Genomic DNA, 12,379 nt, shown 5'->3' with positions numbered 1-12,379 from the left:
TTATTTTTTTAGATGTTTTTCCGCTAGTAATCTTTTTACTTCATTGTATGATAATCCGGATGAGGCATTTAATCTTTTTACTTCTTCAATATCCGTTCCAACTATGGTTTTCTTTTTGCTGTTCATCTAATCACTCCATTTTGAATTTTTATGTTAAAAAAGCCTAGTTTCGTTCATACTATGGTAAAAGGAGGCGATTATTATATTTTTTGGTAAGAAGTCACTTGAAGATAAAGAAGAAATGGTTTATATGAGTACAGATGTTTATTCATGTGTTGATGAAAACTGCAAAGGTTGGATGCGTAAAGAGTATGCGACCGATGATCTATTATGTCCTATTTGTGGAAATCAAACGGCCCACGAACTGAGAGAGCTGCCAAAAATCTGACCCATTTTAATGGGTCAGAGCTTTTTTAAAAGATAAGAAAACATTTTCAGACTTTGTGTATTGTCCAGCTCCAGCGCCTAGCCCCTCGAGGTCAAATGTTCGCCAGCCAAAAGTCAAAGAACGACTTTCCGGCTGGCGAAGCATTTGCTTGTCGGGGCTGATCAAGGCGCTTACGCTTTTCTCATTAAAGATTCTCATTTTGTTGTTGAATTTCATCTCCAGCAACGATGGTGTTGGCAAGTTCTAATTCCTTGTGCTGATCAACCGAATTCCCTGGAATGTTTTTTGCATTTGGAAAGGTATCTCCCGTTTGAATCGTTACTTGTTGCTTGACTGGGCTATTTGTTAAATACTGTCTATCATTCACCATTTTAACCACTCCTTCTACTAATAATTTACTGATATCAGTTTGATTATTCATCCACTTTAATCAAGTAATGAAGGTTTTTCATCCATTCATCTATAAATGCAAAAAATCTCACTGACTATTTCAGTGAGATGAATAAATCAAATTCCTTCCTAACATTATTCCTGTTTTTTAGATAAGCAACGATCACATTCCAATAAATAGGATTCTGCTTGTTCAGCAATGTGTTGCCCGCATTCAGCACAAACCTTTTTTGGTAAATTTCTAAAAAACTCAACTGGACTTTGCAACAAAATAATCCCCTCCATTTTTATAAAACAGATTTATTATTTTCGTTTTGTTATAGTACAGTATAAGCGGTTTTTTTCAATTTGTGTAGACTTTTTTCACTTTTTTATTAAATAATTAAAATTGGGTAAAATATATCATATTAACATAATCACTATAAACATTAAAGAGTTATTATCAAAAAAATATGGACATTATAAGACAATTTACTATTCCCTAGTTATATAGTTTCCTTTACAATCATCATAGGCACTTAAATTTAAATAGGGAGGCTGATTCCCGATTTGACTATGACAGTCCTAAGTTCTAATCCAGTCATGCTTTTAATTTCAATTATTTTAACAGTGATGTCCACCTACACAGCTTTAGATTTATTTACATTAATAGGAAATTCAAAAAAAAATAAGCGATTTTTATTTTTAGGTGGTACCTTCACATTTGGTATTGGAATTTGGGTTATGAATTTTATAGGCTTACTTGCTATAGATATTGACCGTTCTGCTCATTTCGATGTATTACTTACAATTTTATCGATCGTTATTGGAATATCGATTACCGGCTTTGCTTTTATTTTTCTAATTGGATCAAATGCTAGATATACCCAACTAATTTTGGGGAGTATATTTTTGACCATTTCTGTATTTTCTGTTCATTTAATTGGTATGAATTCCATGGATTTGTTGATTAAATATGATTGGCTTGTTTTATCCCTTTCATTGGCACTTATTTTTGTTTCCTTCCTTTTTTCACTTTGGATGTTATTTTTTTCAAAAAGTCTTTCGAACAGCAGCCTAGTTTGGTTAAAACCAATTAGTGCACTTATAATGACTGGTGCCATCGTTGAAGGACATTTTTTATTAATGAGAGCTTCCACGATTATTGAGAAAAAGAATTTTGAGGCATCTAATTCCCCAGACTTATTTATTTTGTATTTAATTCTACTTGTTTCTGTCGTTATTCTTACTGGATTAATTGGGACGAGTGCTTTAATCAGTAAGAGGTTGGCTAAGAGTGATTTGAATCTAAAAGATATTACAGCGGCTCTTGATGCTTCTTCAATTGTGGCGATCACAGATGAAAAAGGAATTATTACATTCGTTAATCATAAATTTGTTGAAATCTCTGGATTTGAAGAAAATGAGCTACTAGGGAAAAATCATAATATCCTTAATTCTGGATTTCATTCCCCAGCCTTTTTTAAAAATCTTTGGAAAACAATCGGTCAGGGAGAGATCTGGAAAGGTGAGATTAGGAATCGAGCTAAAGATGGATCCTACTACTGGGTTGATACAACAATTGTTCCGTTTCTAAATAGAAAAGGAAAACCATATCAATATGTTTCGATAAGAAGTGATATTACTGATCGTAAGTTAGCAGAGGAGAAAGTAACCCAAACATTAAAAGACATTAAAGATTTTAAATTCGCTTTAGATCAATCTTCAATTGTGGCGATTACGAATTCAAAAGGAATCATTACTTATGTAAATGATAAGTTTTGTGAAATCTCGAAATACTCTGAAGAAGAATTAATCGGTGAAGACCATCGGATATTGAATTCTGGGGTTCATTCCAAGGAATTTTTTAAAAACTTTTGGCGGAAGATTGGCCAAGGGGAAGTATGGAAGGGAGAAATTTGTAACCGAGCCAAGGATGGTACTCTCTATTGGGTCGATACAACAATTGTTCCTTTTTTAAATGATCAAGGAAAACCATATCAATATTTAGCGATACGAAATGATATTACAGAGCGTAAACGAACAGAAGAAATTATTCATCGACAAGATAAATTAGCAGCTGTCGGACAATTAGCGGCTGGAGTTGCTCATGAAATTAGAAATCCCTTAACCTCAATGAAAGGCTATACTGAATTTCTTACTTTAGATGAAACAGACCCGCAGCGAAAAGAGTTTTTGGATATAATTCTTGATGAAATTGAGCGGGTAAATAATATTGTTGAGGAATTTATGGTGTTAGCTAAACCGAAAATCATTGAGCTAGAGGAGAAAAATATTATTCCTGTTATTAAAAATGTTGTATCATTACTGGAATTTGAAGCGAGAAAGAAGAATGTACGTCTTCAATTAGAATGCCAGGAAGAAATCATTCAGGTCGAATGTGATGAAAATCGCCTGAAACAAGTTTTCCTCAACTTTATTAAAAACGGTATTGAAGCGATGCCTAATGGTGGAGATTTAATAGTAAGGACTTCCATTAATAAGAATAATGTACAAATTTCCATCCGAGATACTGGAATTGGTATTTCAGAAGAAAAGTTAAAAAAATTAGGTGAACCGTTTTATACAACAAAGAAAAACGGGAATGGACTAGGTCTCATGGTAAGCTTTAAAATTATTGAAAGTCATAACGGAAAAGTTTATGTGGAAAGTGAATTAAATAAAGGAACGACCTTTAATATAGTATTACCAGCAAAAATAGCATAACGTACGTAAATCAAACGAGAAGAATAGGCTTCTCGTTTTTCTTTTTAAAATTTTCTAAAAAGTTTAACATTCTTTTATCAATTTGTACTAATATGAAAGTATAAGTATTTTTTTTATGGCTAAGTAATTTTTTATTAAACAAGATGTGGTTAACTCTGGAGAAGTTTATCGTAATCCAGCTCCAGCGCCTAGCCCCTCGAGGTCAAATGTTCGAAACCCAAAAAGTCAAAGAACGACTTTCCGGGTTTCGAAGCATTTGCTTGTCGGGGCTGATCAAGGCGCTTCCGCATTTTGTTATGGGAGGGGACCTAATGGAAAATACAAAGCATGTAAAAACGGTTTGTGGGTATTGCGGGACAGGTTGTGGACTTATCGTTGAAGTGAATAATAATCGAATAACGAAAATCCGTGGCGATAAAGATGCCCCAGTAAATACTGGACAAACTTGTGTGAAAGGTGCATTTGCTTACGAATATGTTCATGCAGAAAAGAGACTGACTCATCCACTTATTCGAAAAGCTGGACAACTCGTACAAGCGACTTGGGAAGAAGCATATGAATTAATTGTGGGAAAATTAACTCATATTAAAACTCAATGGGGAACGGACGCGATTTCTTTATTTGCTTGTGCAAGGAGCACGAATGAATCGAACTATGTTACGCAGAAATTTATGAGAACGGTAATCGGAAATAATCATATTGATGGTTGTAATCGAACGTGACACGCTCCTAGTGTTGCCGGTCTGGCAACTATGTTTGGAAGCGGCTTTCCTACAAATACATTGGATGATTTTTATGAGGCAAAAGTTTTACTATTGATGGGTTCAAATACAACGGAAGCCCACCCGATTATTGCGAATCGGATCAAAAAAGCGGCAAAAGCAGGATTAAAAGTTATTGTCATCGATCCCCGAAAAATTGATATGGCAAAAATGGCCCATCGCCATTTACAAATTCAAGTTGGATCAGATATCGCACTTATTAACGCCATGATTCACGTAATCATCAAAGAAAAATTATATAACGAAAATTTTATCGAACAATTCACAGTTGATTTTGATTCGCTACAAAAGCAAGTAGAAAAATACACTCCTGATTTTGCTTCGTTGATTACGGGGTTAGCTCCAGAGGATATTATAGAAACGGCAAGGGAATATGCCACCTCAGGTAATTCCATGATTGCTTATACATTAGGAATAACAGAACATCATTGTGGGGTAAATAATGTTTTTGATATTGCCAATTTAGCTTTATTAACAGGAAATATTGGAAAAAAAGGTACTGGTATCATGCCACTTCGAGGTCAAAATAATGTTCAAGGTGCGGGTGATATGGGGTGTCTTCCAAATCAACTGCCTGGTGCGAAAAGTATTACGGATGATGACTATCGAGGCCGATTTGAAGCCGAATGGGGAGTTGAAATACCTTCTAAAGTAGGCGACACGCAAACTCGAACATTTGAGAAAATGGAAATGGGTGAAGTGAAAGCGCTTTATTGTATCGGAGAAAATCCATTACTTGCAGATGTAAATATGAATCATACCCGCAGGATCTTTGAAAATTTAGAGTTGTTAATCGTTCAAGATATTTTTCTAACAGACACAGCAGAAATTGCTGATGTTGTTTTACCTGCAAAATCATGGGGCGAAGTAGATGGAACCTATACAAATACAGATCGACGGATTCAAAGGGCTAGAAAAGCAGTCGAACCACATCCCAACACGAAAGAGGATTGGGAAATCTTATGTGAACTTTCAACTAGAATGGGATATCCATTAAGCTATGAAAATAGTGAAGAAATTTGGAATGAATTAAGAAGACTAGCACCTGAAATGTATGGTGGAATCTCATACGCTCGCTTGGAAAAGGAATATGCAATCCATTATCCTTGTCCAAGTGAAGATCATCCGGGAACACTTATTCTTCATGAGAAATTTCACCAAGAAAATAACCCATCTGGATGGAAATCTAAATTTGTTCCGGTAACCTATACCGAACCGATTGAAATGCCAGATGAGGAGTACCCATTCGTTTTGACAACGGGGAGACGTTATGAATCTTATAATACTCATTTTCAAACAAGGTACTATGCGCCTGGTGTAAAGGTGAAACAAACAGAAGAAACAATTGATATACATCCTGAAGATGCCCTGAATTTAGGCATAGAAAATGGAAGTTTAGTTGAGGTTACGTCTAGACGTGGATCGTTAAGAGTAAAAGCGAAGGTGACGGAACAGGTCGTTCCAGGTCTTGTTTTTATGAGTTTCCACTGGAGAGAAGTGCCAACGAATGTGTTAACTTTAAATGAATTTGACCCCATTTCTGGTACTGCTGAATTTAAAGCTTGTGCTGTGAAGGTTTCGATTGCTAATTAGTTAAACAAGTAGGGCTTGCTCATTCATTATGACAAGTCCTACTTTTTTTGGATTTTTTTATTAATATATCATCCAATTTCGTTTTTGCTTCGTCTAAGTAGTAATGATAAAAGATGAAAAGAGTGAAGGTGAGAAAATGACCGTTCCAATAATAAAACCGCAAGAAATCGATAAGGAAGAATTTTTGGAAAAAATTATGGTTGAGCATGGGAATGATGTATTGTATTTAGCCTATTCCTATGTGAAAGATCGTTCCATTGCAGAGGATTTAGCCCAAGAAGTGTTCTTGAGTGCGTACACCCATCTCGATGGATTTAATTGGCAATCGTCTATTAAAACATGGCTTTACCGCATCACTGTTAATCGCTGCAAAGACTATTTAAAAAGTTGGAACTATCGTAGTACTATTCTAAGTAATGTCATCGATATAGCAGTAGGATCAAGGGAAAAGGACACAGAAGTGCTTGTTATAAAAAAAGATGAGCAAGCTAAATTAGCGGAGTTAATATTTAAATTACCTTTAAAATATAGGGAAGTCATCTATTTATTTTATTTTGAAGAAATGAGTTTGAATGACATGACTCTATTATTAAATCAAAACGTCAATACATTAAAATCGCGTCTGAAAAGGGCGAAGGAAATGTTGAAAAAAGAAATCACGAAAGGGGGGTTAGAATGATGGAAGACCAATTAAAGAATATGAAATCTGAAATCAAAGAAACCACCTTTAAAGATTTTCAATTTGATGCTTCCATGCGCCAAGCTGTTTTTCAAAAAATAAAAGAAAATGACATGAATGGAAACCAAAAAGTTACGAAAAAGCGAAATCACCATCGATTTCGAGGATTTTTAACAGCAGCTGCATATGGTGGTATGTTGACGTTGATTGTTTCAATAGTCGTTAATTATATGGATGAACCTTCGAAGCTTGAGCCAGGACACGGTAAAGTAATTGACAAACCAGTTGAATCAGAAGAACAAGGAATCCTTTTAACAAAAAATGAATATGAGAGTAAACCGTACTCCTTTAAATTGTCTTTTCCTGAAAATTGGCTTAATAAAGTAAGTATCCAAAAATTAGATTACGGGGTTAGGTTCTTTTATACAGGAATAGATGGATACCAACAGGATCTATTTACAATTGGGGTTCAAAAAGTGGAAGATCACCTTAAATTCATCTATGAAGGTGGTCCGGATACTTCAAAAGATATAGGTGTGTTAGGTGAGAACGTTTATCGTCACCTTCGACCGTTGGATAATGCATTATCTTTAGAAGAAGACATTAAAAATTATGGGGAATTAATGACAGAAATTCCTTCCGTAATCGAAAGCTTTAGTTTTACGAAAAAAAATAGTGGATTAATAGAAGATACTCCTTTTCTATATGGGTTTACACCACATTACAATCAAAAGTATGGATTTGAAGTTAATCTGCCAAAAAAATGGCAAAATTTATATGAAATAACAGAATCAAATAAAGAAATGAAATTTATATTCCAAAAAGAAGGCGCTGAGTCGACGGAGTTTTTAACTATCAAGTTTTTCTCTACACAGGAATGGGAGGAAATTCAATCCAGTAGCAATGAAAAAAATGAATATGGTGAAATAGCTAGGAAAGATGGCACTATATTTGCTGCTAAAATTATCAAGGAAAATCCTTTTGAGGCTCCTGAATTATTTTATCCACTTGATATGTTAATAATAGAATCGAATGCTGTTCTTGAATCCTTTCAATTTCTAGATTAAATGAAAACACACCTAATGATAAATTGGGTGTGTTTTCATTTAGCGTTATTTATTTCAACTCTTTAAAAAGAGCTTTGACTCCCATATATAGTAAAGTAAGAGAAAAAATGATCATAGCTAAAACGCCAATAATATCAAATAAATTACCTAAACCTGATAAAAATGAGACATTTGGTAATTTAGTAAGAGTAAAACCAGAAAATATACAAGCTAAGAAAAGCGCTACAAGATGCATAACGTATCCCTCCCTTCTTTCCTTGTATAAATAATATATGAAGAGAAGGGAAGATTGCACAGTAAAATAAACAGAATATTCAATAAGTATTAAAAATGATCATAAATTACTACTTTTTAGCTAAAAAAATAAAAGACCGGAAGACCGGTCTTTTTGGAGTATAAATGAATTAACACTTTACTGCAGCATTCTTTCTTTGATAATAGAACCAGTTTAATAGTATGGAAACAAGATAAATCGCAATAAAGAAGTAAAATGCTGTAACTGGGGTACCAGTTGTTTTAACTGACCATCCAAATAGTTTTGGAATAAAGAATGATCCGTATGCTGCAAAGGCAGCTGTGAAACCTAATACGGGTGCTGCTTCTTTTGCAATAAAGATATTTGGAATCATTTGGAATGTAGATCCTGAACCAATACCAGCAGCTAGGAATAATACTAAAAATGAAAGTAAGAAACCTGAGAACTGGTGCTGGTTAATAAAGAATATAACAGATGATGCTCCAGCAATCATTACTATTAATACAAAGAACGTAACGCGTGAGCCCCCGATTTTATCAGAAATCCATCCACCAACTGGTCTTGCTGCAGCAGCAACTAATGCTCCTAAAAAAGCTAGAGAAATATGTTCAGGGAACTGTGACTTTAACAATAACGGGAATGCGGCAGAATATCCGATAAATGATCCGAAAGTTGCAACATAAAGTACAGACATGATCCAAGTATGTTTTCGTTTAACAATGACAAATTGATCTTTAACTGATTGTGTAGCGTTTGGTAGATTATCCATTCCAAATAGTGCGATGACAGATAAAAGAATAATAGGTATAACCCAAATGAAAGCAGCGTTTTGCAACCATACTTGTGTACCATCTGGTAAAACTTGACCTTTTCCACCAATAAAAGCAAAAGTTCCAGTAGTAATAATTAAAGGGGTTACAAATTGGACGACAGATACACCCATATTACCTAAACCGCCATTAATCCCTAAAGCTGTACCTTTTTCCTTCTTCGGAAAGAAAAAGCTAATATTAGCAACAGAAGATGAGAAGTTTCCGCCACCTAAACCACAAAGTGCAGCAAGCAGTAACATAATTGAATATGGAGTATCAGGATTTTGAACAGCTAGCCCGATACCAGTTGCAGGAATAGCTAGAATCGCTGTAGAAAAGACTGTCCAGTTACGCCCACCAAATTTACCTACACCAAATGTATAGACAAATCGTAAAGTTGCTCCAACTAATCCAGGAATGGCTGCTAAAGTAAACAATTGTTCCTCTGTAAATTGAAAGCCAATATCATTTAATCGAATCGCTACAACTGACCAAATTTGCCAGACAATAAATGCAAGCATTAGTGACGGGACAGAGATCCAGAGATTTCTTCTTGCATGCTTTTTACCTTCAGAGTTCCAAAACTTTTCATCTTCGGGGTTCCAATTACTAATTCGTGCCATGATGGTTTCCTCCATTTATAATACTAAATTCATTCATTTGTTAATTTTCTTTACACTGCTAATATATAAATTTATCTTCTTTAAAAGTGTGAAGTTCGTCACAAAAATGGTGAAGGAAATGTGAACACCGAAGGAAAGACATAAATTTGTAAAATTTCACAATCAAAATGTAAAAAAATAGTAAGTAAAACACAGAAAAATAAAAAATACCTCCTAAAAAGGAGGTAAAGGTACATATTAATCATTATTGTTTTTTTCGCTTTTTTCTTTCGGTCTACTAGATAGAAGGAAAGGTTTCATAAATCCCGTTTTGCTGACCAATCCATTTAGATAATCGGTAGTAGATTGATATGAGTTTTCCACCTTCTCGATAACTAAATTTACTCTTTCAAAAACTAATGACTTTAAGAAATCTAATTGACGGATTATTTTTTCATTGAATGCTTCCTGCTTATCTAATCGCTCCATCACCGTGTTATGGTATACATCATGAAGTTGTAGCTTTTGGTCCATTTCCTGTACCATTTTTTCTTGCAATTGTAATTGGGTAGTAAGTTCCATTGCTAAATCCACATAATTTGTTAATAAGGAGTTTGTATTTTTAAGTTGCTGATCTTGAAAACTGAGTTGATCCAATATCGCTTGATTGATTAATTGCTCTTTACCAATATTTTCACTTAATTGTTTGTTCTGATCTTGTAATTCTTGTAGGGAATTGGAAATATCAGCTGTTGTCTTTCCCTGGTTTTCAAATTTTTCAAGAAATTGAGTGGATATTTCTGTTTGTTCTTTATTCACTTTTAATATTTGTTCGATTTTTACTTCCTGAGTATGCTGTGTTTGATGGACGGTTGAAAGTACTTTATCGATCGATTCATTGATTGCTTCATTTTGATTAATCTGTTGTGATAAGAATTCTGTAAGATAATTTAGTCGAAAACTTTGCTGGTTTGGATTTGGTAATGGTTGTTTAGGAGTAAAGACTTTTGAACGAATACTCCGTTCATCTCTATACATCATTTACACCCTTTCTTTGTGTTGCCTTTTTACTATCGTATGAAGTATTAGGGGGTATAGGTGATAATAAATTTGGATTTTTGCAACATATTGTTTAAAAAATATAATATTTTCAAGTATTTTCTAACTATTTCTAAAAGTTTTTACTTGCAAAAAATTACAATAATAGATAAATTATAAATTGTCAGGAAAATGACACACTCTTTAGGTTTAGAAAGACTGTAAAAAAAATAAAAGGGAGTCAGTCGGTTTTTTCTCTAAAGAGAAGATAAAGGGGAGGAAACAAAATGAAAAAGACAGGAACATTATTGGTATCTTCATTATTACTTTTAGGCTTAACTGCTTGTTCAAGTGATAGTGGTAAATCGGAAGACAAAGGTAAAGAAGAAAAAACAGAGGTTGTTGAAAAAGAAAAAGTAGATCAAAATAAAGAATTACGATCTGCTCTTTTAACTTATCAAGGTGCTGTAACGAAGGTCATTCGTGGTGCAGAAGATGGAATTGCTGGAGGAGAACTTGATCCAACAGAAGTGGCAAATACTTTCTCAACTGACCTTACAGCAGTTGAAATCCCAGATACATTAAAAGAATATGCAAGTGATTTAGAAAAGGCAAATCAAGATTTAACACAATATTATACAAAGAAGGCTGAGTTACTAAAAGCTAAGTCTGAAGATTTTACAGAGGCAGATACTCTTAAACAATCTTATATTGATGCTGTAACTGGTGTTTTCGAAAAAGTTGAATTATCTGCTCCTGCATTTAAAGGATTATTCCAATAAACTTTATTAACCCAAGATTTTGAAAGTGGAATCTTGGGTTTTTTCATGATAAATTCAAATTAATGAAGGGGGGAGTTTTAATAATGATTGATCTAAGAAGTGATACAGTAACAAAACCGACAGAGGAAATGAGAAAAGCGGCTTATTTAGCGGAAGTTGGCGATGACGTCTATGGGGAAGATCCAACAGTAAATAAATTGGAGGAAACAGCAGCTGAATTACTTGGAAAAGAAGCCGCCCTTTTTGTAACGAGCGGAACTCAAGGAAATCAAATTGCCGTTCTCACCCATTGCCGACCAGGAAATGAAATTATTTTAGAAGCGGAGTCGCACATCTTTTATTATGAATCGGGGGCAGTATCTGCATTAGCTGGTGTTCAAACGAGAACAATCAAAGGTGAAAGAGGGGCAATGGATCCGACATTAATAGCAGAAGCGATAAGAGGGGTTGACGTCCATTTTCCCGAAACAGGATTAATTTGTTTAGAAAACTCCCATAATCGTGCTGGAGGTGCAGTTCTGCCTCTAGAAAATATGAAAGAAATATATCGTATCTCGAAGGACAATCATATACCTGTACATATGGATGGCGCACGTCTATTTAATGCTGCTGTTTCCTCACGAGTGGACGTAACTGGATTTACAGAGTTATGTGATACTGTACAGATTTGTTTATCAAAAGGACTGGGTGCTCCTGTGGGCTCTATTTTAGCAGGAAGTAATGAATTTATTAAAGCCGCAAGAAAATGGAGAAAAAAGCTTGGTGGAGGCTTGAGACAGGCTGGTATTATTGCCGCGCCTGGGCTTGTTGCTTTAACTTCGATGAGAGAGAGATTAGAAGAGGATCATGCTAATTCGAAAGTATTAGCGGAAGGGTTAGCGAACATTAAAGGTCTTAGAGTGGTTAATCAGGTGGACACCAATATCGTAGTAGTCGACATTAGCGGTTTCCAATTGAATTCAACCGAGTTTGTCGATAAGTTAAAAGAAAAGGGTGTTCTTTCTGGGACGTTCGGATCTAATCTAGTCCGTTTTGTCACACATTATGATGTCTCAACTGATGATATAAAGCAAACATTAAAGGCAATTTCAATGATGTAAAAAATAGATGAGAAAGGTAGCCAAATGGATGGTTACCTTTTTTAATCATTTTCTGTCGTATTATGCGCTTACCTAGGAAATAAATAATGATTTTATTCAATTTTTGTTCAATTATTATGGAATAATTCGTAATTTTCTTGCATAACTCTACCAACAATGACAACCTTTTAGGTATAATAAGATA

Annotated in this window: 13 protein-coding genes; 7 read left to right on the top strand and 6 right to left on the bottom strand. The window is 34.5% G+C overall.

What is annotated here, in order from left to right; genetic code table 11:
* Positions 1–126 (bottom strand): hypothetical protein, encoded by a 126-nt coding sequence (locus ACFSO7_RS16810; protein ID WP_377878495.1) that lies wholly within the window; start codon positions 124–126, stop codon positions 1–3.
* Positions 127–241: 115 nt separating this feature from the next.
* On the opposite strand from ACFSO7_RS16810, the gene ACFSO7_RS16805 reads away from it, so the two are divergent.
* Entirely contained in the window at positions 242–388 is a 147-nt protein-coding gene (locus tag ACFSO7_RS16805; RefSeq protein WP_377878494.1) for a cold-inducible protein YdjO-related protein, read from the top strand.
* Between the two features lie 184 nt (positions 389–572).
* Here the strand turns inward: ACFSO7_RS16805 and ACFSO7_RS16800 are convergent, their stop codons facing one another.
* Together ACFSO7_RS16800 and yhfH are read right to left on the bottom strand one after the other, a co-directional pair.
* Positions 573–758, bottom strand: a complete 186-nt coding sequence (locus ACFSO7_RS16800) for a hypothetical protein (RefSeq protein WP_377878493.1) — start codon at positions 756–758, stop codon at positions 573–575.
* Positions 759–913: 155 nt separating this feature from the next.
* On the bottom strand, positions 914–1,048 hold the full coding sequence (yhfH, locus tag ACFSO7_RS16795; RefSeq protein WP_377878492.1) for a protein YhfH: 135 nt from the start codon (positions 1,046–1,048) through the stop codon (positions 914–916).
* Between the two features lie 285 nt (positions 1,049–1,333).
* Here yhfH and ACFSO7_RS16790 point away from each other — a divergent pair, with 285 nt between their 5' ends.
* The 4 genes from ACFSO7_RS16790 to ACFSO7_RS16775 all read left to right on the top strand — a co-directional run bounded on the left by ACFSO7_RS16790 (position 1,334) and on the right by ACFSO7_RS16775 (position 7,605).
* Positions 1,334–3,484: a PAS domain S-box protein gene (locus ACFSO7_RS16790; protein ID WP_377879454.1), complete on the top strand. Its 2,151-nt coding sequence runs from the start codon at positions 1,334–1,336 to the stop codon at positions 3,482–3,484.
* 143 nt (positions 3,485–3,627) lie between these two features.
* Entirely contained in the window at positions 3,628–5,859 is a 2,232-nt protein-coding gene (gene fdhF / locus ACFSO7_RS16785) for a formate dehydrogenase subunit alpha (RefSeq protein WP_377878491.1), read from the top strand.
* A gap of 136 nt (positions 5,860–5,995) precedes the next feature.
* A complete protein-coding gene (locus ACFSO7_RS16780) occupies positions 5,996–6,538 on the top strand; it encodes a sigma-70 family RNA polymerase sigma factor (RefSeq protein WP_377878490.1) in 543 nt (180 codons plus the stop codon).
* Entirely contained in the window at positions 6,535–7,605 is a 1,071-nt protein-coding gene (locus ACFSO7_RS16775) for a hypothetical protein (RefSeq protein WP_377878489.1), read from the top strand. Before ACFSO7_RS16780 ends, ACFSO7_RS16775 begins: the two co-directional genes overlap by 4 nt.
* 49 nt (positions 7,606–7,654) lie before the next feature.
* On the opposite strand, the gene ACFSO7_RS16770 is transcribed toward ACFSO7_RS16775, so the two are convergent.
* From ACFSO7_RS16770 to ACFSO7_RS16760, 3 genes are all read right to left on the bottom strand, one after another.
* On the bottom strand, positions 7,655–7,840 hold the full coding sequence (locus tag ACFSO7_RS16770) for a hypothetical protein (RefSeq protein WP_377878488.1): 186 nt from the start codon (positions 7,838–7,840) through the stop codon (positions 7,655–7,657).
* A 169-nt stretch (positions 7,841–8,009) separates the two neighbouring features.
* Complete coding sequence (locus ACFSO7_RS16765) at positions 8,010–9,296, bottom strand: NarK family nitrate/nitrite MFS transporter (RefSeq protein ID WP_377878487.1); 1,287 nt, start codon at positions 9,294–9,296, stop codon at positions 8,010–8,012.
* Positions 9,297–9,533: 237 nt separating this feature from the next.
* Complete coding sequence (locus ACFSO7_RS16760) at positions 9,534–10,313, bottom strand: hypothetical protein (protein WP_377878486.1); 780 nt, start codon at positions 10,311–10,313, stop codon at positions 9,534–9,536.
* 287 nt (positions 10,314–10,600) lie between these two features.
* On the opposite strand from ACFSO7_RS16760, the gene ACFSO7_RS16755 reads away from it, so the two are divergent.
* The gene (locus tag ACFSO7_RS16755) at positions 10,601–11,095 is read left to right on the top strand and encodes a hypothetical protein (RefSeq protein ID WP_377878485.1); all 495 of its coding nucleotides are present in this window, start codon (positions 10,601–10,603) and stop codon (positions 11,093–11,095) included.
* Positions 11,096–11,178: 83 nt separating this feature from the next.
* Positions 11,179–12,195 (top strand): low-specificity L-threonine aldolase, encoded by a 1,017-nt coding sequence (ltaE, locus tag ACFSO7_RS16750; protein ID WP_377878484.1) that lies wholly within the window; start codon positions 11,179–11,181, stop codon positions 12,193–12,195.
* Positions 12,196–12,379 lie beyond the last annotated feature (184 nt).

This window comes from Bacillus sp. CGMCC 1.16607 (genome assembly GCF_042683745.1).
Taxonomy (GTDB): Bacteria; Bacillota; Bacilli; order Bacillales; family Cytobacillaceae; genus Pseudoneobacillus.
This window is presented reverse-complemented; position numbering and strand designations above follow the sequence as displayed.